This is a genomic window from Marinobacterium sp. xm-m-312 (genome assembly GCF_013283295.1).
Taxonomy (GTDB): Bacteria; Pseudomonadota; Gammaproteobacteria; order Pseudomonadales; family Balneatricaceae; genus Marinobacterium_E.
Window position 1 is genome coordinate 66,894 of record NZ_WBYS01000001.1, and the last position, 20,278, is coordinate 87,171.

The window sequence follows — 20,278 nt, forward strand, 5'->3', positions numbered from 1 at the left end:
GTTCTCCAAATTAAGCAGCATTACGCTGTTGTTTTTTGTTGGCGTAAGCAACAGCAGCTTCACGAACCCATGCGCCTTCATCAATCGCCTTTTTACGCTGGGCAACACGCTCTTTATTACAAGGGCCGTTACCTTTGAGTACTTCGAAGAACTCAGTCCAATCGATTTCGCCATATTCCCAATGTCCGGTCTCTTCATTAAATTTCAGATCAGGGTCAGGCGCAGTACAGCCTAGAATTTGCAGTTGTGGAATGGTTTGATCGATAAAACGCTGGCGCAGCTCATCATTTGAGTGACGTTTGATTTTCCAAGCCATTGATTGGGCGCTATTGGGTGAGTGAGCATCGGATGGCCCAAACATCATCAGTACAGGCCACCAGAAACGGTTAATGGAGTCTTGAACCATCTCCTTTTGAGCGTCGTTTCCTTCGCGCATAAGGTGCAGAAGAATTTCATAGCCCTGGCGTTGGTGGAAACTCTCCTCTTTGCAGACTCGGATCATTGCTCGAGAGTAGGGTCCATAAGAGGTTCTTTGCAAAGGTACTTGGTTCACTATGGCCGCACCATCGACAAGCCAACCAATGGTTCCCATATCAGCCCAGTTCAAAGTAGGGTAGTTGAAAATACTGGAGTATTTCGCCTTGCCCTCGTGCATTTTTTGGACCTCTTCATCACGATCAGCGCCCAGTGTTTCCATAGCACTGTACAGGTACAGACCATGCCCGGCTTCATCTTGAATTTTGGCCATCAATTGCAACTTTCGCTTCAGTGTGGGTGCGCGAGTAACCCAGTTACCCTCAGGCAGCATGCCCACGATTTCTGAATGCGCATGTTGTGAAATTTGACGTATCAGTGTTTTCCGGTATGCCTCTGGCATCCAGTTCTTAGGTTCAATCTTTATTTCCGCGTCAATACGAGCCTGAAATGCCTGTTCTTCTGATGACATCTCTGTAGTTGATTTGACACTTTTAACACCGGTTTCAACCATCTGTGCGTACATAACAGACCTCTCTTTAAATGATTCAAGTCATCATATCAAAAGCGACACTAAAAAATAACAAGTATTTAAATTTCTGTATCGCATTTGGGCTCAAGTTCACACGATATTGCGTGTGTTCATTTATCTCTCATCAAATACGCGCTGTGCTTTACCTTCTGAACGAGCTATGGACCCTATGTCTCGAAGTTGAACACCGATACTGATGCCGACTGACGATTTTACATGATGCTTCAATGCCGCGATTTGTTGAGCCGTTGTCTCCTCAGGTTGTTGAGCAAACTCTGAACGTAACTCTATATGAACCATCATGCTGTCCATGTTTCCTTCGCGGTGCAGGTGGATTTCGTAATTTTCCGAGAATTGCGGAACTTTACAAACCTCTTCCTCAATTTGAGTAGGAAATACGTTTACACCGCGAATGATCATCATGTCATCACTACGGCCGGTGATTTTATCGATTCGACGCATAGGGCGAGCGGTACCCGGAAGAAGCCTTGTCAGGTCTCGCGTTCGATAGCGCAGCATAGGCAAAGCTTCTTTGCTCAGGGTTGTGAAGACTAATTCGCCAAGCTCACCATCGGGCAGTACTTCACCGGTTTCAGGGTTAATAATCTCGGGGTAGAAGTGATCTTCCCATACTGTGGGTCCATCCTGTGTTTCGCCACACTCTTGTGCTACACCTGGTCCCATGATCTCTGAGAGACCGTAGATATCGGTAGCCGTGATGCCAAGACGTCGCTGCATGGAAAGACGAAGATCATTTGTCCAAGGCTCAGCACCAAATATCCCGAGTTTTAGACTCAATTGATGTGGGTCGATACCCTGTCTCTCCATCTCATCGGCAATATTGAGCATGTAAGAGGGTGTGACCATAATGATGTCAGGATTGAAATCCCTAATTAAGCGAACCTGCTTTTCTGTCTGTCCACCGGACATAGGGATGACAGTACAGCCAAGCCGCTCTGCACCATAGTGGGCGCCTAGACCACCCGTAAATAGACCGTATCCATACGATACATGAACCTTATCGCCCGGTTTTCCCCCCGCAGCGCGAATTGATCGTGCTACGAGATTGGCCCAGTGATCGATATCATTTTTAGTATAACCCACCACTGTTGGATTACCTGTTGTGCCACTTGAAGCATGAAGTCGCACGATCTGATCCATGGGCGTTGCAAACAACCCAAATGGGTAGTGGTCTCTCAAGTCACTCTTGGTGGTAAATGGGATAATAGATAAATCATCCAGTGTTTTGATGTCTGAAGGGTGTATACCTTTATCATCAAAGCGCTTTTTGTATAGAGCGACATTATTATAAGCGTGAGATACGCTTTTCTTTAAACGATCAAGTTGTGTGGCCCGAAGCTCATCAATACTGGCCCGTTCCATCGGGTCCAGTTGATCTGGTGTGAAAGAGGTATCAACCATCATTGCTTAATTCCTTTTAAAATCTTGTTATGAGTGCTCACTTTCCGGAAGAACAGTTCCTTTTAAGGCATAGGATTTGCCTCTAAAAATCGCAATTAATTTATTATCTTGATTACGTATCTCAACATCATAGTTACCCGTACGCCCTGATCGACTTCTCTCTTGTGCCGTTGCAGTTAAATGATCACCCATTAAACCAGGTGCAACGTAGTCGATGCTGCAGCCTATCGCAACGCAGGGCTGATTGTAGGTATTACATGCGAGTGCAAAGGCTGAGTCGGCCAGTGTGAACAGATAACCACCATGACATGTATTGTGGCCCTGTACCATAAAGTCTTTTACGAACATCGACATAGTGGCTTGACCAGGTGACACGCTGCTCATCTTCATTTCAAGATGATTGGTTGCAGTATCACGGGAATAGAGTTCCTTTGCGCAGGCTTCAGCAAGCTCTTGTGCTGTTTGAGATGTTGAATCCTTCACAATTAGCACCCTTTATAGTCAGGCTGGCGCTTTTCAATGAAGGCGTTAACACCCTCTTTATAATCATCTGAATTGCCAAGACGGGTCTGTATGTCTCGTTCAACGTCCAATTGATCCTCAAGAGAATTGTTAAAGCTTAGGTCCAGTGCCTGCTTTGTTTTAGTCAGCGCAAGTGTGGGTTGTGTCGCCAGTTGCTTTGCGAATGCGATCGACTCTTCATGAAGGAGGTCATCATCAACGGCTTTAAATATAAGGCCCCAATTAACGGCTTGTTCGGCACTCAAAGGGTTCCCAAGCATAGCGAGTTGCTTCGCACGTGCCAGGCCAACCAGGCGAGGTAATAGCCATGTGCCGGCTGAATCGGGTATCAGACCTATCTTACAAAAAGCTTGAACAAACTTAGCGGATTTAGCCGCGATAACGAAATCACACGCCAGTGGAATATTGGCACCTGCGCCTGCTGCGATGCCATTGACTGCACAAACGACGGGTTTTTCCATGTGGTAGAGACGTTTTACAGTGTTGTTGTAGTAGGACTCAATCACATTTCCGAGATTTGGCATTGGCTCAGCAGGCTTTACCATCGGATCAGAGAGATCCTGACCAGCACAGAAAGCACGTCCAGCACCGGTTAAATAAACAGCTCTTACTTGAGAGTCCTTGGCGGCTGAATCCAATGCTAAATGCAGCGAATGGTGCATTGCTTCATTAAAACTGTTTAAAGTGTCTGGTCTATTGAGTGTAATCATAGCTACACCCTCAGACACCTCATATATGATATCGGTTAAATTCATTACTTAGACTCGTGCTATTGTCGTTATTAATTAATGCACAGAAATTAAGTACCCGTGTACTGGATACTTTGTTAACGTATCTAAATATGCCGTAAAAAAAGATACAATTCAAATTATGTTTTCTGTATTTTCGTATCGCTTTATTTGGAAATAGATTAATGCAACAAACCTTATGCGCCGATTTGTGCATCCAGCGCTTTCAATCTCAAACACCTCTCAGGGTTCCTTCTCTTATTATTAGTGTTTGGGGAGATTCGATTGTTGCCCATGGCGGGGAAGTATGGCTCGGAAGTCTTATTCGACTTTTGGAACCCTTTGGTATCAATGAACGTTTGATGCGAACATCCGTTTTTCGCCTGACCCAAGAGGGCTGGCTCCTATCCCATAAAGTGGGCCGCAAAAGTTTTTATCGACTAAGCCCTGATGGTGAGTACCGTTTTAGAGCAGCGTTTAATCGCGTCTATCGGCTGAATGTCCCTCAGTGGCAAGGAGTTTGGACGTTATTGCTAATCTCCGCTCTAACTGCAGATGAGAAAAAGTCGCTTTCAGATGAGTTATCACTCTGTGGTTTTGGTTCGCTCAGCCACTCTGTACTCGCGTCATCTCACGCTGATCTCAATGAGGTTAAATCAATACTCAGAGAGAAGGGATTTGCTGACAGAGTGGTTCTTTGCGAATCTCAAGTAACTAATGAGAGTAAACAAGCACTCCGCAATTTAATTTGGCAGGGCTGGGGGCTTCAGTCTTTAAATGATACCTATATTAACTTTGTCGATTTTTATCAGTCCCTGACGGCCTCTGCAATCGCGGCTCAACTCAAAGACCCCAAAACGGCTTTTATCACTCGAACGCTAATGATTCATGAATATCGAAAACTAGCATTAAGAGACCCTAACCTGCCGGATTTGATACTCGGGAGTCGCTGGCTTGGTAATGAAGCGCGCGCTTTGTGTGCCTCGTTGTATAAACAGCTCACACCAGCAGCTCACCAATGGCTTATCAGTGAGTTAGAGGGTAGGCAGGGTAACTTACCGCTGGCATCCGAAGAGTTCTTAAGCAGATTCGGCGGTTTAGAAATCTAAAAATTGAAAAATCTACAATCAAGTCATTAGATTCTAATGACAGCATCTTCATCTAAAGAGTAGAGCTTTTTTACCTCTTCTGAACGCTCAGTTAGGCATACTCTCTGGTTTATGTAGCCTTTATCAGTTATTTCACCTGTTTTTAGGTTGGGCGGCGTATCTAAGATAAGCAGTGAACAGATGTGTTGGGAAGAGCCTGAGTGCTCATTTTTAAACTCTTTCATCCGTCCGATTATCATCTCTTTTACGGCAGGAATGTTAGCTCACTCATGAGGTGCGAGGTTTTCAGCTTCTGCACCAGCGAGTTCTCTGAGGGCTGGTGTAATAAAACCTAATGCACCGACAGAGTCCTCATTGTGACCACATATGACAAAATCCTGGAAATAAGGACTGAGTTTGCTTGCCAATGCTGGTCGAAGAGTTCCCACGGACACCCAAGTTCCTGTGGTTAGTTTAAAGTCTTCGGTGACGCGACCGTCGCTCAGGATCGATAAACTTGCCTGCGTCTTCAATTTTGTAAAAACCACCTTCATCAAAAGCATCTTTTGTCTTTTCAGAGTTGTTTCGATATCCAGGAAAAATAGATGGCCCTTTAACTCTCATTTCCAATTTGTCGCCGGAGGGAACGAATTTAAGAACTATCCCAGGTAATGGAAGTCCGAGATTACTTGTTTTGTCCATTTCAAAGTGGATGCTAGTGATGGCCGGAGCCGTTTCAGTGGCACCCCATGACGACGTGAAAAAGGATAAGTCGCCTCGAACACAAAATGCCATTTCTCACATTCTGTTCCACGCATCTATTAAAAGACAGCTCACAAAACGAGAATTAGATTTTCTCTATTGGGCAGCTAGAGGTTGTAAAGCAGAAGAGTCGTCTAAAAACCTTGGTCTTAAACCAGAAACGGTCAGCAGTCTCAGCAACATGGGGAACAGGTTATTTTTCAGCACAGTCCATGAAGTTGATGCCTTGATCCATTGAGTATTGGATCTGCTCGTGGGCATCTGCTTCACTGTTCTGCTCACCTCAAGTCATAGTGCCTAGGCAGAGCTTGGAGATCTTTTTTCAATCAATGCGGGTTAGTGACATGTTTAGTTACTTAACTACTTAACGGTGTCCTGTTTTGGTAAGACCTTCTCACCAATGCTGATCGTTTTTCTATTTGGCTCTGCTTCTGTGAGTGGCTTTACTTCCACGCATGATTTGAGAGACTCTTTCGCCAGTGCAATATAAGCCTCAGTGCCTTTGTGTTTCCAAGCCAACTCTTGCTCTGATAGTTCGCGCACTACTTTAGCGGGTGTTCCCAGAATCATCGAACTCTCAGGAAAAGAGTCTCCTGTTTTTACAAAGCTGTGAGCACCGACAAAGCTTCGAGCACCGATTTCGACTTTATCCATAACGGTAGCGCTCATACCTACCAGTACACCCTCGCGGATGGTGCATCCATGCAATATTGCACCGTGCCCTATGTGGCCATAATCCTCGACAATGACCGTGATATCTTGGAAGCTGTGGACCACTACGCAGTCTTGGATATTGACACCCTTACCTAGTTTGATGGCTCCAAAATCACCTCGCAGGCTTGCCAGAGGTCCTACATAGCAATCTTCACCAATGTGTACATCACCCAAAACGACAGCTGTTGGATGAACATAGGCGCTAGGGTGAATGACGGGTGTGACACCTGCTAATTGATAGATGGGCATGTTACTTTACCAATATTATTTTGATTGAATTTGTAATATATTGCATGTCTGGTTTTATTGATAGTCAGCTTAAAGCTTTGGTATGGATACTCTAGAAAATTTTAATAGCGATCGTTTTCCGTCGCTTAATCTTTCACTTCATGGATCCGTGTTATTGATTCAATTCAATAGACCTCGTGAGCTCAATGCGTTATCGACTGATATGTTGGGTCAAATAGCGACGTGTTTGGTCGAGGCGGATGCTGATACTAACATTTCAGTGATGGTTCTAACCGGTAATGAACGAGCTTTTGCTGCGGGTGCTGATATTGATGAGCTGCAACGTAAAACAGGCGCTGACGTAGCTACCGATCCGCGAAATCAACACTGGGCAGCCATACGACAGTTGCAAAAGCCTTTACTCGGGGCCGTGAACGGCTTTTGTTTGGGTGGCGGTAATGAGTTGGCTATGCTGTGTGATTTCTTGGTAGCAGGCAATAATGCTAAGTTCGGTCAGCCTGAGGTTAATCTTGCTATCTTGCCGGGTGCAGGGGGGACCCAAAGGCTTGCTACCCTTGTTGGAAAGGGGAAAGCGATGCGTTGGTGTTTAACGGGCGAGTTTATTGAGGCCAATGAGGCTCTCTCTTGTGGTTTGGTAACTGAAGTTTGTTTACCCGAGCTAACGGTCGAAAAGACTTTGGATATTGCTACCTTGATCTCAACCAAAGCGCCACTTGCAGTTATCGAAAATAAGAGAGCTATTAAAGCAGCCGTTGATCTGCCACTTGATGCAGGTTTGGATGCTGAGCGCTCATCATTTTCTCGTCTTTTAGATACTGAAGATAAGCTAGAGGGTATTTCTGCTTTTAAGGAAAAACGACGCCCTAACTATCAGGGGAAATAATAATATGAAATATATTGCATCGACTTTTCTCAAGGATAATGCAATATATAGCCTATAACAATATACAAAATAGGCTTCCTGCTCTAACCGACCCCCTCAACTCAGAGTTTTCCTGTGACAGTGAATGGTTTTCTGAACTCAAAATAGACCCTAACTTTGTCCCAACGTTTAAAGAGTTTCTTGGTAAAGTACCGACGTTATAAACTCTGATTGTAACAGGATCAGAGTCCTTGGATGGATGTGCTTCGGTGGCTGATATAGAAGCAAAAAGCTCCGACTCATTTGTAGGGCCTATGTCGACCTGTGATGATCCCTGTTTTTCGTTGTACTCATCAGGTTCGACTGGTGCAACCAAGGGTACGGTTCATATTCACTCCTCCATCATTTAAACGGCGGAATTGTTTGGCAAGGGCGTTCTTGATCTTCAGCAGGACGAACCTGTTTATGTAGCAAGTATCGAGAAGGCCCGTGACGCTTATGAGTCAGGCGGTCTTCGTAAAAGGTTGGCTCGTTACCAAGATGACAATGTTGACTGCGCCTTTTGGGGATGGAATAAGGCTTGGCTTGAGCCAGACTTTCTCGATTTTAATATCGAGTCCTACTTGGCGTCGATCCGAGTGCCTTTGCTCGTTGTTCAAGGTGATCTAGATGAGTATGGGACTCTTGAGCAAGTTGATGCTATTGTCTCACAGGCCGTTTCTAGATCTGGGTCATTAGTCATCCCAAATTGTTGTCACTCTACCCATAGAGATGCACCGGAGCAATTAATTGCTGCGATAAAAGAATTTAAGCACAGTTTATAAGACGTTAAGGAGTAAATAACCATGCGAATGATGAGTTACCTATTAGGTGAGTGGCAAGATAACGGTAGCACCGCAGCAGAAGTTCATTGTGCGTTGGATGGCTCAGTAATGGGTAGCATCGCAGGTTACGAGGTCAGTGGGGGTGACATTCTCGACTTTGCTCGAACAGAGGGTGGTACAGCACTGCGTGGCATGACCTATTTAGAGCGTGCCGGCCTATTGAAACAGATAGGCGCTGTTCTGGGTGAGAACAAAGAGGAGTACGCTGAACTCAGCGCAAAAAATAATGGTGCCACCGCAATGGATACATTTCTAGATGTGGAAGGCGGTATCGGTACACTAAAATACTACGCTTCATTGGGTAAGAAGCTTGGTGATCGTAAATGGATTGCAGATGGTGAATTTGAACAGCTCACAAAAGATGAGAACTTCAGAGCGATTCATGTAAAGACGCCACTGCGAGGTGCTGCTGTTCACATAAATGCATTCAATTTCCCAGCATGGGGCATGCTAGAAAAGCTCGGTGTTGCGCTTCTGTCTGGTGTGCCCGCGGTGGTTAAACCAGCGGCTGTCTCTTTGCCGGTTGCATGGGTCATGGCGCGCGATATTATTAATGCAGACATTCTTCCTAAAGGTGCATTTAGCTTTTTGGCGGGAGGTGGTCGAGATTTAATGGATCACATTACATCTGCAGACGCGGTAGCGTTTACAGGTTCAGCGGATACCGCGGCCATGCTTGCATCGCACCCAAGGGTTATCAGTGAATCAGTTCGATTCAATGCCGAAGCCGATAGTATTAATTCATCCATCCTTGGACCCGATCTTACTGCAGGTTCAGACGGATTTAATTCATTTATTCACGAGGTCTCTAAAGAGATGACGATTAAGTCGGGGCAGAAATGTACCGCTGTTCGTCGCATCTTTGTGCCTGATTCGGAGTTAGAGGCTGCGAAGGAAGCGTTGGTTGCAAAGCTTTCTAAAGGAAAACCAGGTAACCCCGCTAATGAAGGTGTTACTTATGGTCCATTAGTCAGTGCAGCGCAACAGTTAGCAGCAGAAGAGGGTGTCAAAGCACTGCTAAGTGAGACAGAGATAGCTTTTGAAGGTGATATTGGAACATTAGATGGCGAATCATCTGGTTTTTACGTCACGCAAAAACTATTGGTGTGTCAGGACCCTAAATCAGCTACTCAAGTACATGAAACAGAAGTGTTTGGTCCTGTTGCAACACTGATGCCTTACAGCAGCGAAACAGAACTTTTCGAGTTGGTGCGCCGAGGTGGAGGTTCATTGGTGAGTTCAATTTTCACTAACGATGATCAATTTGCTATGAACGCAGTGGTCGAGCTCGGCTCGACTCATGGGCGTCTTTTGATTGTTGATGACAGTGTTAGTCGCGGTCATTCAGGTCATGGCAATGTGATGCCGATGTGTATTCACGGTGGCCCGGGTCGTGCAGGCGGTGGTCAAGAATTAGGTGGTTTACGAGGATTAGACTTCTACCATGTGACAACTGCTGTGCAGACTAATCTAGCGCGGGCAACTGCGTTAAGAGGTGAGTGATGTCTTTATCAAATAACTACGAATGTCTTCAAGTTACAGAGACAGATGGTGTTGTTGAATTAAAATTGAGCCGTCCTGACAGACTCAATGCGTTCAGTAAAACTATGCACGCAGAGTTAAAAGTAGCTCTTAGAGAGATTGAGCGTTTGGAGTCTTTACGCTGTCTCATTTTGACAGGCGAGGGTCGTGGTTTCTGTGCAGGGCAGGACCTTGAGGAGCGTCGTATTCCTCATGGAGAACCCAAGCCTGATTTGGGGGACTCTCTAAAAAACACCTACAGTCCTCTGGTTATTAGATTGAGAAATCTGCCTGTTCCTGTCATTGCTGCAGTTAATGGTGTCGCTGCTGGAGCTGGTGCATCGCTCGCGCTAGCTTGTGACATTGTTATTGCAAAGAAACAGGCAAAGTTCACTTTTCCTTTTAGTCATTTAGGTTTGGTGCCTGATGCTGGTGCAACAGCGACGCTGGTGAGGAATGCCGGTCAGGCTAAAGCTATGGCTATTACCATGCTCGGTGAGGTTGTTACGGGTGAAGAGGCAGCTGAATATGGACTCATCTGGAAAGCGGTAGAAGAGGATCAGTTCTCATCAGAGGTAGATAATATTGTTTCCAACTTAAAGGGTAAGCCTAAGTTGGGCTTGGAGCTCATTAAACGTAGCCTCTATCGCGCTTTTGATAATGACTTTGCCGCTCAACTGGAACTGGAAAGTCAATGCCAGAAGCTAGCCGGTCGCAATCCGGAATTTTGGCAGAAAGTTCAGCAATTTTTAGATAAGAAGTAATGATATGACCACACAATACAAAACGGTTGACCAAATTAAACAGGTGGGCGTAGTTGGTGCAGGCACTATGGGTGCAGGAATCGCTCAGGTCGCTTCTCAAGCTGGTTTAGATGTAGTGCTCTTTGACTTGAGTGAATCGGTACTCGAGGCTGCAAAAGCGAATCTAAAAAAATCGATGGATAAGCTGGTTTCACGCGGTAAATTCAGTGAGGAAGATGCACAGGGCATTTGCGATCGAATCTCCTACGTCAATGATATCAACTCTATGGAACGGGCCGATCTGGTTGTAGAAGCTATTGTTGAGCGTTTGGACATTAAGCAACAGCTGTTTCAACAACTGGAGTCGATCTGTTCAGACCAAACTATTTTAGCAACTAATACCTCCTCAATCTCCGTGACTGCTATTGGATCGGCGTTGAAAGATCCTGCTCGCTTAGCAGGTCTGCACTTTTTTAATCCTGCACCTATTATGAAGTTGGTTGAGGTGATTCATGGCTTGGCGACCGACGCTAAGGTTGTTGAAACATTACTTGCACTGTCTAAGCAGTGGGGCAAAGTGGGTGTGGCTGCTAAATCCTCGCCAGGTTTTATTGTTAACCGAGTAGCACGTCCTTTTTACGCTGAAGGGCTTCGAATGGCTGAAGAGGGTGTCACTGAACCTGAGCGAATCGATCTTTTATTAAAAGAAGCCGGCGGTTTTCGTATGGGGCCTTTCGAGTTGACTGATCTTATCGGGCAGGACGTTAACTACGCAGTGACGAGCTCAGTATTTGAATCTTACTATTTTGATCCTCGATTTAAACCATCGCTCATGCAAAAAGAGTTAGTTGATGCCGGTTGGCTTGGACGTAAGAGTGGTCGTGGCTTTTATCAGTACCCTGAGGGTAAACAGTTAGTCCCAAACCTTGAGTGGGATGATATCCGTTTTGGTGGGTTCTTTAATATCAGCAGTGCTGTGGTATCACCCGCGATTAAGTCGCTTATTGATAGAATTAAGGCGCGTGGAATAGAGATTCCTACCGAGACTGAAGGTGATGAGGGCGAAATCGTGTTTGCTAACGGCGCAACACTGGTTTTGACGGATGGTCGCACAACCCTAGAGCGTTCTCTGGCTGAAGATAATCGCAACATTATTCAAATGGATCTCGCTATCGACTATTCGACATGTGAATCTCTAGCGCTATCAACACATCCTGAAATGCCTGAAGAGGTTTGGGCCGAAGTCTATGCAATGTTTGATTTCTTGGGTGTCAAAACTCGGGTTATAAAGGACTTGCCGGGTCTGATAGTGATGCGAACAGTCGCTATGCTTATTAATGAAGCGTCTGATGCGCTTCATTTAGGAATTGCTGATGCCACTGGAATAGATGCTGCTATGCAGGCAGGTGTTAACTATCCGACCGGTCTATTAGCATGGGCCGATAAGCTTGGCACCAGTTTCGTAGCCGATGTGTTGAATAACATCAGCCTATTTTATGGCGATGATCGTTACCGAGTATCGCCTGCGCTGCTCCAGCGTGCATTCGTAAATGCCCCTTTTCATCAGATTGATTAAATAAGGATATAAAAATGACTGAAGCTTTTATTTGTGCAGCAAAACGCTCTGCTATTGGTCGTTACGCTGGTTCACTGGCCACCGTTCGTCCTGATGACTTGTTAGCTCAGGTTATTAAAGCAACTCTGGCTGAGGTTCCTTCTTTAGATACTGCGTCGATTGATGATGTGCTGATGGGCTGTGCCAATCAGGCGGGTGAAGATAATCGAAATGTTGCTCGCATGTCAGTATTGCTCTCTGGTTTGCCCACATCGGTTCCTGCGTCAACCATCAACCGCCTATGTGGTTCTGGTTTGGATGCCATTGGTACGATGGCTCGAGGCATTAAAGCCGGTGAGCTCAATATTGCTCTTGCCGGTGGCGTCGAATCGATGACGCGAGCTCCCTTTGTTATGGGTAAGTCTGAAACTTCTTATGGGCGCTCTCAAATTTTAGAAGACACCACGATGGGGTGGCGATTTACTAACCTTTCGCTTAAAGCGATGTATGGCGTTGATACCATGCCACAAACGGCTGATAACGTAGCTGCTGAATATGGTATCAGCCGCGAAGAGCAAGATTTGTTTGCATTTAACAGTCAGGCTAAAACGGCGGCTGCTCAAAAAGCGGGCCTTTTTGCTGATGAGATTGTACCAATCGAAATCAAAGACCGTCGCGGCAACATTAGTTATTTTGATGTCGATGAGCACCCACGTGAATCAACACTCGAGAAGTTAGCTCAATTAAGAACAGTCAATGGTGGTGATGGTTCGGTAACTGCGGGCAACGCTTCTGGCATAAATGATGGCGCTTGTGCCGTGCTGCTGGCCAGTGAATCAGGTGCCGTTGCTAACGGGTTAACACCTCGAGCGCGTGTTGTTGCTATGGCAACCGCTGGTATAGATCCTCGAATCATGGGTGTTGGCCCAATCGAAGCAGTCAATAAAGTACTAAAACTATCGGGTCTATCATTGGATCAAATGGATCTTATTGAGTTAAACGAGGCCTTCGCTTCTCAGGCATTGGGCGTATTGAGAGGACTCAATATTGATCCCAATGATACTCGACTTAATCCTCAGGGTGGTGCTATCGCGTTGGGTCATCCACTTGGCATGAGCGGTGCACGTCTTGTCACAACTGCTATGACTCAGCTTGAGCGTAGCGGAGGTAGATATGCACTGTGTACCATGTGTATCGGTGTGGGGCAGGGTATTGCTGCCATTATCGAGCGAGTTTAGCGTATTAGATGACCTAGAGTTCCGGTTTCATTTCCATTATCAGAAATTCGTTCGTCACTTAAATCGGAAGGTAGGTATCATATAGATACCTATTTATTCGTTAAGAGTCTTACCAATGAATGCCCCTCTGATTTATGAGCGTCGCCCCCAATGGGGCGACACAGACGCTGCTCAAATAGTCTATACAGGCCGGATTGATGATTACATTTTAGAAGCGATCGATCACTTTATGAGTGAGGTGTTAGAGATGCCCTGGTTTGAACTCAATATAGATGAGCATATTGGTACGCCTTTTGTGTCCGTGAAATACGATTTCTTTGCAGCGTTGACTCCTCGATCTGAACTCCACTGTAAAGTTCTTGTAAGTTAGGTGGGACAAACCTCTGTTGGGTTTCATGTCACCATTTTGAGTGATCAAGGTTTGAAGTGTGTAGTTGCTGAAACGGTTAACCTGTTCGTCAACAATCAGTCGATGACCAAGATCGATTTTCTTGAAAAGTATCGTGATCGACTCGAGTCTTATGTACAGGCCTGTGGAGGTATTGATGAGTAACTCAGTTATTGATACCAAATTCGATGAACTTGCGTTGCAATAATACATAGAAGAGATTGGTAATAGAGTCAGATCTCTTAGAGCTAAGCGTGGTATGACTCGAAAGAGCCTATCCAAGTACTCAGATGTTTCATAGCGTTATCTTGGTATCAGCTAACTCTTTTTCAAGCATTTTTGTACGTTGCTCAGGAGTAAGTTCTTTCTTAGGTAAATTCATATCATGACCTTTGGCAAGCATTGGTGGGGTCCCAAGTGACCAATTGAATCGTCCATACCTGCGAAGCCAAACTAGAACAGTAGAGCGCCCCTGTATACCGTAGCGATCTTGAGCTTGTTTATAGGTACATTCGCCTTTTTCGACCTCATCAACGACTGATAATTTAAAGGCCAGGGAATAAGCACACTGAGTACGTTTAGTGTTTGAATTCATTACACTCTCTAAATTTAAGTTTGAAAAGTGTCAACGTTATTTAGGACGGGACAACAGGCAAAAAAAAGCGACCCGTAGGTCGCTTTCTTATTGAGCAGTATGGCGATTAGCCGTTGTACTTCTCGAACACCAGAGTCGAGTTGGTACCGCCAAAGCCGAAGCTGTTCGACATAACGCGCTGTAGGTCGACGCCATCTTTGCGTGTAGTCACGACAGGTAGGCCTTCAGCCTCTGGGTCGATCTCTTCAATGTTCGCTGAGGCGCAGATGAAGTTGTTCTCTTGCATCAGTAGACAGTAGATCGCTTCCTGTACGCCTGTAGCGCCCAGTGAGTGACCCGCCAGTGACTTAGTCGAGCTGACCGGTGGCATCTCTGTACCGAAGGTCTCTTTCATCGCTTTCAGCTCTTGAATATCGCCTGCGGGTGTCGAAGTGCCGTGTGAGTTGATGTAATCGATCTTGCCATCAACCGTGCTCATAGCCTGTTGCATACAACGAACAGCGCCTTCGCCGGATGGAGCAACCATGTCGTAACCATCGGAGGTCGCGCCATAGCCTACGAGTTCAGCATAGATTTTCGCACCGCGTGCTTTAGCGTGCTCCAGCTCTTCTAGAACCAGCATGCCGCCGCCACCTGCGATCACGAAACCGTCACGGTTTGCATCGTAAGCGCGAGACGCTTTTTCTGGCGTTTCGTTGTATTTGCTTGATAGGGCGCCCATGGCATCAAACATGACACTCAAAGACCAGTGTAGCTCTTCACCGCCACCGGCAAAGACGATGTCTTGTTTGCCAAGTTGGATCTGCTCCATCGCATTACCAATACAGTGTGCGCTGGTCGCACAAGCAGAGGTGATTGAGTAGTTCACACCTTTGATCTTGAATGGGGTAGCAAGACAGGCTGATACGGTAGAGCCCATGGTGCGAGTCACGCGGTATGGACCGACACGACGAACGCCTTTATCACGAAGGATGTCGGCGGTTTCAACAATGTCAGCCGACGAAGCACCACCAGAACCTGCGATCAGGCCAGTACGTACATTCGAAACCTGATCTTCTGATAGACCCGCATCTTTAATGGCTTGTTCCATTGAGATGTATGAGTAAGCTGCTGCATTACCCATGAAGCGGCGCAGTTTACGATCGATCAGTTCATCCAGATCCAGATCATCAATACTGCCTGCAACCTGGCTACGGAAGCCAAGATCAGCGTATTCCTGCTGGAATTTAATGCCTGACTTGCCCTCTTTTAGTGATTCCAGAACGCTCTCTTTGTCAGAACCTAGACAAGAAACGATACCCATTCCGGTAACAACTACTCGACGCATGTTTACTCTCTCTCTAATTGTGTTTCTAAGCGTTAACGCTCTTAGAAGTTTTCGGTGCTGGTGAATAGACCGACTTTAAGATCCGTTGCTGTGTAGATCTCGCGACCATCCACTGATACCGAACCGTCTGCAATACCCATAACCAATTTACGCTCAATCACGCGCTTCATCTGGATGTTGTAAGTGACCTTCTTAGCAGTCGGTAGTATCTGACCTGTGAATTTAACCTCACCTGAACCCAGTGCGCGACCGCGACCTGGGTTGCCTTTCCAGCCTAGGTAGAAGCCAACGATCTGCCACATTGCGTCTAGACCAAGACAGCCAGGCATAACAGGATCGCTAGGGAAGTGACAGTCGAAGAACCAAAGATCTGGACGAATATCTAGTTCAGCGATGATTTCGCCTTTACCGTGCTCGCCACCTTCAGCAGAGATCTTGGTAATACGGTCCATCATAAGCATGTTGCCAACAGGTAGGCGGGCATTGCCTTCGCCAAACATTTCGCCGTGGCCACAGCTTAGAAGTTCGTCACGGTTAAAAGATGATTGTCTAGTCATGGTGTTCTAATTCACAGTCTTAATTACAAAAATTTGCCGGATTATACCTTTTTAGGGCTCGCTAAGCACGACATCGATCAGTTAAATTACCTGAATCACCCCATTTTAAGGAAAAACCCCTATGAAACACGCCTTCTGGCATGAGCGCTGGTCTGAAAATCGCATCGGTTTTCACCAGTCAGATTTTAACCCTTGGTTGACGAAATATTGGTCCACACTTGAGCTCTCTGGAGAGGAGTCTATCTTTGTGCCGCTCTGTGGTAAAAGCCGCGACATGCTTTGGTTGCGTGAGCAGGGTCATAAGGTCATCGGTGTTGAGTTGAGTGATCTGGCGTGCCGTGACTTTTTTGCAGAGCAGGGTGTCGATATCGATGCCATTGATGAGGGTGCTTTTCACCGTCGTGAGCGTGATGGAATCTCTCTGTTGGCTGGTGATGTGTTTAAAACCACCCGTGCAGCGCTCAATAACCCGCGAGCCATCTACGATCGAGCGGCATTGATAGCACTACCGCCTGAGATGCGAATCGACTACGCCGCCCATATTGCTAAGGTGACGGTTGCAGGCGATCAGATTTTGTTGATTGCGCTTGAGTATGACAATCCTAGAGACGAACCGCCGTTCTCAGTAAAAGGTGATGAAGTGCAACGTCTATTCTCTGCTGAGTTTGAGATTGAAGAGCTTGATAGCGCTGATCTAAGTGAAGGGCGTTTTGAAAATCAGCGTGAAGTGGTTTATCGGTTGGTGCGTCGGTAGGTCGAAACCAGCCAAGAACCGTGACTGACTTCAGTCTGTCATCGGCTATTTCGGCGTATTCCAGATATTTCATGTTATTGGAAAGCGGATGACAGGCTGAAGGCCTGTCACCTAAGTGTTCACTGTGTTCTTGCGATAGCCAAATCAGCAATCTGATTCAGCGTCTCTTTAAACGAAGTGTCTGGTAAAGAGGCGATCGCGTTTTTCGCTTTATCGATCTCTTCGGCTGCTTTTTGGCGCGAGTAGTCTATCGATCCATTGCGTTGCACGATCTCGAGTACCGGTGATAAATCATCCAGTCCGCCTTTGCGGATCGCTTGGCGAATCAACTCTCTATCCTCATCACTGCCGACGCGCATTGCATGAATTAGTGGCAGTGTGGCTTTGCCTTCAGCGAGGTCATCACCAACGTTCTTACCCATGGTTTCGCTATCAGATAGATAGTCGAGTAGGTCATCGACGATTTGGAAGGCGATGCCAAGGTGGCGACCATAAAGTCTTAGGGCTTCACGATTCTCTGCAGAGCTGTCCGCTAGAATTGCTCCGACCTCTGTTGCTGCTTCAAACAGCATGGCCGTTTTGCCAAGAATGACCTGAAGGTAAGACTCTTCACTGGTATCTGGGTTGCGCTGGTTTAACAGCTGCAGAACTTCGCCTTCGGCAATGATCGTAGTGGCGTGTGAAATGACCTGCATGATCTCCATGCGGCCAATCTCAACCATGATCTGGAATGAGCGAGAGTAGAGGAAGTCACCGACTAATACGCTCGGCGCATTACCCCACTGAGCGTTTGCGGTGGCGTTACCGCGACGTAGCTCAGAGTTGTCGACCACATCGTCATGCAGCAGTGTTGCCGTATGAATGAATTCGATGACCGCTGCCAGTGGAATGTGTTGTTCCCCTTTATAGCCAGCGGCATTGGCAGCCAGTAGAACCAACAACGGACGCAAGCGCTTACCGCCACCTTCAACAATGTGATGTGCAATCTTCTCTACTAGAGGGACATTGGAGCCAAGATTGTTAAGGATGTAATCCGTAACGGCATCGAATTGAGGCTCGATCAGTGGGTTGAGTTGGTGTGGTTGCATTTTGGTTACTACTTATAAATGACAGTCGGATGCTAGGGGGTGAGAGCGGGGGTGTCAATATGACTCTGGTGTATAGGCCTTCCAATGCCTCAATTTAGTGTAAATAAGGGTTGAGTTTGAGTGGAGGGTTCTGTATCATTTTGCGCCCTAGCTTGTCCAAATAACGCTCCCTGTGCGAGGGTGTCGTAAGACATCAGCCCTTCAGAGCAGGTTTCGTATTAGTAGCCGGGTAAGCAAAATATTGGAGAACACAGATGTTTGCAGTAATCGTAAGCGGTGGTAAACAGTACCGCGTACAAGAGGGTCAGACCCTTAAAGTAGAAAAGCTAGCGGTTGAAGCTGGTTCAAACGTTGATTTCGATCGCGTACTACTTGTTAGCAACGGCGACGACGTTAAAGTTGGCGCGCCAGTTGTTGAAGGTGCTAAAGTTTCTGCTGAAGTGGTATCACACGGTCGCGGTGACAAGGTGAAAATCATCAAGTTCCGTCGTCGTAAGCACCACATGAAGCGTCAGGGCCACCGTCAGTGGTACACTGAAGTTAAAATCACTGGCATTAACGGCTGATCAACGAATCTAGGAGATTAGAGAATGGCTCATAAGAAGGCAGCCGGCTCAACGCGTAACGGACGCGATTCGGAGTCGAAACGCTTAGGCGTTAAACGTTTTGGTGGTCAGGAAGTACTTGCGGGTAACATCCTGGTTCGTCAGCGCGGTACTAAATTCCACGCTGGTACAAACGTAGGCATCGGCAAAGACCACACTCTATTTGCGAAAGCAAACGGTGTTGTTAAGTTTGAAGTTAAAGGCCCTTACAACCGTAAATTCGTTAGCATCGAAACTGCCTAAGTTTCGTTGTTACGTAAAAAACCCGCTTAGGCGGGTTTTTTTGTTTTTTAGGCCGTGTCAGCGTGTCAGGCTGAAGCCAGACAGGGCTTGAAAAGCTATTAAGTTCAAAAAAGCATGTAAGGTTGATTCTTACCAGAGTAAAATCAGCCCACTGAGGGAAAATAGGATCATGTCGTTAGGTTTGACAGACGATCTGGCCCTATTTTTCCTCCATTTAGGAGAAAGAGATGAAGTTTGTTGATGAAGCACTGATTACCGTACAAGCCGGTAAAGGCGGAAACGGCTGTATGAGTTTCCGTCGCGAGAAGTACATTCCAAAAGGTGGCCCAGATGGTGGCGACGGTGGTGATGGTGGTTCTATTTTTGTCGAAGCCGATTCAGGTCTTAATACGCTAATCGATTACCGCTTTACGCGTCACTACAAAGCACAAAACGGTGAGGGCGGTCAGGGTCGTCAGTGTACCGGTTCCAAAGGTGAAGATCTGGTGCTTAAAGTGCCAGTCGGTACCACCATTGTGGATGTGGATACCGATGAGGTGTTGGCGGATCTGACGGCTGTCGGTCAGGTCGAAAAGATCGCTCAGGGCGGTTGGCACGGCTTGGGTAATACGCGTTTTAAAAGCAGTGTAAACCGTGCGCCTCGTCAAACGACTAAAGGTTCCGAGGGTGAGTTGCGTAACGTTCGTCTGGAGTTGCGTGTCCTGGCTGATGTCGGCCTTCTTGGTCTGCCAAATGCCGGCAAATCGACGCTGATTCGTTCTATCTCAGCCGCTAAGCCTAAAGTGGCTAACTACCCATTCACTACCTTGGTACCTAACCTAGGTGTTGTGCGCACCGAAGCGCACCGCAGTTTCGTCGTTGCCGATATCCCTGGAATCATTGAAGGTGCCGCAGAGGGTGCCGGTCTTGGTATTCGCTTCCTAAAACACTTGGCGCGTAACCGTGTACTGTTGCACCTGGTTGATATGGCGCCTTGGGACGAGGTGACACCTGCTGAAGCAGCGGTCACTGCAGTTAATGAGCTGAATAAGTTCTCGCCTACCTTGGCTGATCAGCCTCGCTGGTTGTTGCTGAATAAGATCGACATGGTGCCAGAAGAGGAGCTTGAAGAGCGTTGTCAGTCAGTGATCGATGCGTTGGAATGGGATGGTCCGGTATTCCGTATCTCTGCTATCAACAAGCAAGGCACTGATCTTTTGGTCCATCAGTTGCAAGACTATCTTGATGAGAAGAAAGAGGCGCTTGCAGAGAATCCAGAATTGGTGGATGCAGAGCGTGAGCTGCGTATGCAGATTGACCGTGAAGCGCGTGAAAATCTTGAGCGTATGCGTGCCGAAATGCGTGCGCGTCGTGAAGCGGGCGAAGCTGATGATTGGGATGACTTCGATGATGACGATTACGATGTTGAAGTGGAGTACGTAAAGTAA

24 protein-coding genes and 1 pseudogene are annotated in these 20,278 nt (G+C 46.6%); 14 read left to right on the forward strand and 11 right to left on the reverse strand.

Features of this window, described 5'->3' with window-relative positions:
- Positions 1 to 10: 10 nt before the first annotated feature.
- The 4 genes from paaA to paaG all read right to left on the reverse strand — a co-directional run bounded on the left by paaA (position 11) and on the right by paaG (position 3,705).
- The gene (gene paaA, locus XMM312_RS00380; protein ID WP_173480343.1) at positions 11 to 1,000 is read right to left on the reverse strand and encodes a 1,2-phenylacetyl-CoA epoxidase subunit PaaA; all 990 of its coding nucleotides are present in this window, start codon (positions 998 to 1,000) and stop codon (positions 11 to 13) included.
- Between the two features lie 120 nt (positions 1,001 to 1,120).
- Positions 1,121 to 2,428, reverse strand: a complete 1,308-nt coding sequence (gene paaK, locus XMM312_RS00385) for a phenylacetate--CoA ligase PaaK (protein WP_217363864.1) — start codon at positions 2,426 to 2,428, stop codon at positions 1,121 to 1,123.
- A 27-nt stretch (positions 2,429 to 2,455) separates the two neighbouring features.
- Positions 2,456 to 2,911, reverse strand: a complete 456-nt coding sequence (gene paaI / locus XMM312_RS00390; RefSeq protein ID WP_371731653.1) for a hydroxyphenylacetyl-CoA thioesterase PaaI — start codon at positions 2,909 to 2,911, stop codon at positions 2,456 to 2,458.
- 2 nt (positions 2,912 to 2,913) lie between these two features.
- On the reverse strand, positions 2,914 to 3,705 hold the full coding sequence (paaG, locus tag XMM312_RS00395; protein ID WP_173480346.1) for a 2-(1,2-epoxy-1,2-dihydrophenyl)acetyl-CoA isomerase PaaG: 792 nt from the start codon (positions 3,703 to 3,705) through the stop codon (positions 2,914 to 2,916).
- A gap of 158 nt (positions 3,706 to 3,863) precedes the next feature.
- Between paaG and paaX the strand changes: the two genes are divergently transcribed.
- Positions 3,864 to 4,787, forward strand: a complete 924-nt coding sequence (gene paaX / locus XMM312_RS00400) for a phenylacetic acid degradation operon negative regulatory protein PaaX (RefSeq protein WP_173488498.1) — start codon at positions 3,864 to 3,866, stop codon at positions 4,785 to 4,787.
- 26 nt (positions 4,788 to 4,813) lie between these two features.
- Here the strand turns inward: paaX and XMM312_RS00405 are convergent, their stop codons facing one another.
- Both XMM312_RS00405 and XMM312_RS00410 read right to left on the reverse strand, forming a co-directional pair.
- Positions 4,814 to 5,011 (reverse strand): hypothetical protein, encoded by a 198-nt coding sequence (locus XMM312_RS00405; protein ID WP_173480348.1) that lies wholly within the window; start codon positions 5,009 to 5,011, stop codon positions 4,814 to 4,816.
- A 39-nt stretch (positions 5,012 to 5,050) separates the two neighbouring features.
- Positions 5,051 to 5,329: a hypothetical protein gene (locus XMM312_RS00410; RefSeq protein WP_173488457.1), complete on the reverse strand. Its 279-nt coding sequence runs from the start codon at positions 5,327 to 5,329 to the stop codon at positions 5,051 to 5,053.
- A 158-nt stretch (positions 5,330 to 5,487) separates the two neighbouring features.
- On the opposite strand from XMM312_RS00410, the gene XMM312_RS00420 reads away from it, so the two are divergent.
- Positions 5,488 to 5,766, forward strand: coding sequence for a LuxR C-terminal-related transcriptional regulator (locus XMM312_RS00420; protein ID WP_173480020.1), 279 nt, complete (start codon positions 5,488 to 5,490; stop codon positions 5,764 to 5,766).
- A gap of 122 nt (positions 5,767 to 5,888) precedes the next feature.
- Here XMM312_RS00420 and XMM312_RS00425 read toward each other — a convergent pair whose 3' ends face one another.
- Positions 5,889 to 6,491 carry a transferase hexapeptide repeat family protein gene (locus tag XMM312_RS00425; RefSeq protein WP_173480350.1) on the reverse strand — a complete coding sequence of 201 codons (603 nt, stop codon included), beginning with the start codon at positions 6,489 to 6,491 and terminating at the stop codon, positions 5,889 to 5,891.
- Positions 6,492 to 6,573: 82 nt separating this feature from the next.
- Between XMM312_RS00425 and XMM312_RS00430 the strand changes: the two genes are divergently transcribed.
- The 8 genes from XMM312_RS00430 (at position 6,574) to XMM312_RS00465 (ending at position 13,847) form a co-directional block, all read left to right on the forward strand.
- Positions 6,574 to 7,374, forward strand: coding sequence for an enoyl-CoA hydratase-related protein (locus XMM312_RS00430; protein WP_173480351.1), 801 nt, complete (start codon positions 6,574 to 6,576; stop codon positions 7,372 to 7,374).
- Positions 7,375 to 7,772: 398 nt separating this feature from the next.
- Positions 7,773 to 8,177 (forward strand): alpha/beta fold hydrolase, encoded by a 405-nt coding sequence (locus XMM312_RS00435; protein ID WP_173480352.1) that lies wholly within the window; start codon positions 7,773 to 7,775, stop codon positions 8,175 to 8,177.
- 21 nt (positions 8,178 to 8,198) lie between these two features.
- Entirely contained in the window at positions 8,199 to 9,740 is a 1,542-nt protein-coding gene (locus XMM312_RS00440) for a 3,4-dehydroadipyl-CoA semialdehyde dehydrogenase (RefSeq protein WP_173488500.1), read from the forward strand.
- Positions 9,740 to 10,522: an enoyl-CoA hydratase-related protein gene (locus tag XMM312_RS00445; protein ID WP_173482899.1), complete on the forward strand. Its 783-nt coding sequence runs from the start codon at positions 9,740 to 9,742 to the stop codon at positions 10,520 to 10,522. The genes XMM312_RS00440 and XMM312_RS00445 overlap by 1 nt, the downstream gene beginning before the upstream one ends.
- A 4-nt stretch (positions 10,523 to 10,526) precedes the next feature.
- Positions 10,527 to 12,077: a 3-hydroxyacyl-CoA dehydrogenase gene (locus XMM312_RS00450; protein ID WP_173488501.1), complete on the forward strand. Its 1,551-nt coding sequence runs from the start codon at positions 10,527 to 10,529 to the stop codon at positions 12,075 to 12,077.
- A 14-nt stretch (positions 12,078 to 12,091) separates the two neighbouring features.
- Positions 12,092 to 13,294 carry a 3-oxoadipyl-CoA thiolase gene (gene pcaF / locus XMM312_RS00455; protein ID WP_173480356.1) on the forward strand — a complete coding sequence of 401 codons (1,203 nt, stop codon included), beginning with the start codon at positions 12,092 to 12,094 and terminating at the stop codon, positions 13,292 to 13,294.
- Positions 13,295 to 13,409: 115 nt separating this feature from the next.
- Positions 13,410 to 13,664, forward strand: a complete 255-nt coding sequence (locus XMM312_RS00460; RefSeq protein ID WP_173488502.1) for a hypothetical protein — start codon at positions 13,410 to 13,412, stop codon at positions 13,662 to 13,664.
- A complete protein-coding gene (locus XMM312_RS00465) occupies positions 13,665 to 13,847 on the forward strand; it encodes a hypothetical protein (RefSeq protein WP_173488503.1) in 183 nt (60 codons plus the stop codon).
- Between the two features lie 139 nt (positions 13,848 to 13,986).
- Here XMM312_RS00465 and XMM312_RS11485 read toward each other — a convergent pair.
- The 3 genes and pseudogenes from XMM312_RS11485 to fabA form a co-directional block, all read right to left on the reverse strand.
- Positions 13,987 to 14,277, reverse strand: a pseudogene (locus XMM312_RS11485) (helix-turn-helix domain-containing protein); the annotation flags it as partial.
- Between the two features lie 106 nt (positions 14,278 to 14,383).
- A complete protein-coding gene (gene fabB / locus XMM312_RS00475; protein WP_173488504.1) occupies positions 14,384 to 15,604 on the reverse strand; it encodes a beta-ketoacyl-ACP synthase I in 1,221 nt (406 codons plus the stop codon).
- A gap of 41 nt (positions 15,605 to 15,645) precedes the next feature.
- Positions 15,646 to 16,161, reverse strand: coding sequence for a 3-hydroxyacyl-[acyl-carrier-protein] dehydratase FabA (gene fabA, locus XMM312_RS00480; protein ID WP_173480360.1), 516 nt, complete (start codon positions 16,159 to 16,161; stop codon positions 15,646 to 15,648).
- 121 nt (positions 16,162 to 16,282) lie between these two features.
- Between fabA and tmpT the strand changes: the two genes are divergently transcribed.
- Positions 16,283 to 16,915 (forward strand): thiopurine S-methyltransferase, encoded by a 633-nt coding sequence (gene tmpT / locus XMM312_RS00485; protein WP_173488505.1) that lies wholly within the window; start codon positions 16,283 to 16,285, stop codon positions 16,913 to 16,915.
- Positions 16,916 to 17,034: 119 nt separating this feature from the next.
- Here tmpT and ispB read toward each other — a convergent pair whose 3' ends face one another.
- A complete protein-coding gene (ispB, locus tag XMM312_RS00490) occupies positions 17,035 to 18,003 on the reverse strand; it encodes an octaprenyl diphosphate synthase (protein ID WP_173480362.1) in 969 nt (322 codons plus the stop codon).
- Between the two features lie 254 nt (positions 18,004 to 18,257).
- On the opposite strand from ispB, the gene rplU reads away from it, so the two are divergent.
- From rplU to cgtA, 3 genes are all read left to right on the forward strand, one after another.
- Positions 18,258 to 18,569 (forward strand): 50S ribosomal protein L21, encoded by a 312-nt coding sequence (rplU, locus tag XMM312_RS00495; protein WP_173480363.1) that lies wholly within the window; start codon positions 18,258 to 18,260, stop codon positions 18,567 to 18,569.
- A 24-nt stretch (positions 18,570 to 18,593) separates the two neighbouring features.
- Entirely contained in the window at positions 18,594 to 18,851 is a 258-nt protein-coding gene (rpmA, locus tag XMM312_RS00500; protein ID WP_173482883.1) for a 50S ribosomal protein L27, read from the forward strand.
- Positions 18,852 to 19,078: 227 nt separating this feature from the next.
- Positions 19,079 to 20,278 (forward strand): Obg family GTPase CgtA, encoded by a 1,200-nt coding sequence (gene cgtA / locus XMM312_RS00505; protein WP_173480365.1) that lies wholly within the window; start codon positions 19,079 to 19,081, stop codon positions 20,276 to 20,278.

Coding starts and splice junctions, on each gene's coding strand:
- paaA (WP_173480343.1), bottom strand. CDS start 1,000: ATGTACGCACAGATGGTTGAAACCGGTGTTAAAAGTGTCAAATCAACT.
- paaK (WP_217363864.1), bottom strand. CDS start 2,428: ATGGTTGATACCTCTTTCACACCAGATCAACTGGACCCGATGGAACGG.
- paaG (WP_173480346.1), bottom strand. CDS start 3,705: ATGAATTTAACCGATATCATATATGAGGTGTCTGAGGGTGTAGCTATG.
- paaX (WP_173488498.1), top strand. CDS start 3,864: ATGCAACAAACCTTATGCGCCGATTTGTGCATCCAGCGCTTTCAATCT.
- XMM312_RS00405 (WP_173480348.1), bottom strand. CDS start 5,011: ATGAAAGAGTTTAAAAATGAGCACTCAGGCTCTTCCCAACACATCTGT.
- XMM312_RS00410 (WP_173488457.1), bottom strand. CDS start 5,329: ATGCTTTTGATGAAGGTGGTTTTTACAAAATTGAAGACGCAGGCAAGT.
- XMM312_RS00420 (WP_173480020.1), top strand. CDS start 5,488: ATGGCCGGAGCCGTTTCAGTGGCACCCCATGACGACGTGAAAAAGGAT.
- XMM312_RS00425 (WP_173480350.1), bottom strand. CDS start 6,491: ATGCCCATCTATCAATTAGCAGGTGTCACACCCGTCATTCACCCTAGC.
- XMM312_RS00430 (WP_173480351.1), top strand. CDS start 6,574: ATGGATACTCTAGAAAATTTTAATAGCGATCGTTTTCCGTCGCTTAAT.
- XMM312_RS00440 (WP_173488500.1), top strand. CDS start 8,199: ATGCGAATGATGAGTTACCTATTAGGTGAGTGGCAAGATAACGGTAGC.
- XMM312_RS00445 (WP_173482899.1), top strand. CDS start 9,740: ATGTCTTTATCAAATAACTACGAATGTCTTCAAGTTACAGAGACAGAT.
- XMM312_RS00450 (WP_173488501.1), top strand. CDS start 10,527: ATGACCACACAATACAAAACGGTTGACCAAATTAAACAGGTGGGCGTA.
- pcaF (WP_173480356.1), top strand. CDS start 12,092: ATGACTGAAGCTTTTATTTGTGCAGCAAAACGCTCTGCTATTGGTCGT.
- XMM312_RS00460 (WP_173488502.1), top strand. CDS start 13,410: ATGAATGCCCCTCTGATTTATGAGCGTCGCCCCCAATGGGGCGACACA.
- fabB (WP_173488504.1), bottom strand. CDS start 15,604: ATGCGTCGAGTAGTTGTTACCGGAATGGGTATCGTTTCTTGTCTAGGT.
- fabA (WP_173480360.1), bottom strand. CDS start 16,161: ATGACTAGACAATCATCTTTTAACCGTGACGAACTTCTAAGCTGTGGC.
- tmpT (WP_173488505.1), top strand. CDS start 16,283: ATGAAACACGCCTTCTGGCATGAGCGCTGGTCTGAAAATCGCATCGGT.
- ispB (WP_173480362.1), bottom strand. CDS start 18,003: ATGCAACCACACCAACTCAACCCACTGATCGAGCCTCAATTCGATGCC.
- rplU (WP_173480363.1), top strand. CDS start 18,258: ATGTTTGCAGTAATCGTAAGCGGTGGTAAACAGTACCGCGTACAAGAG.
- rpmA (WP_173482883.1), top strand. CDS start 18,594: ATGGCTCATAAGAAGGCAGCCGGCTCAACGCGTAACGGACGCGATTCG.
- cgtA (WP_173480365.1), top strand. CDS start 19,079: ATGAAGTTTGTTGATGAAGCACTGATTACCGTACAAGCCGGTAAAGGC.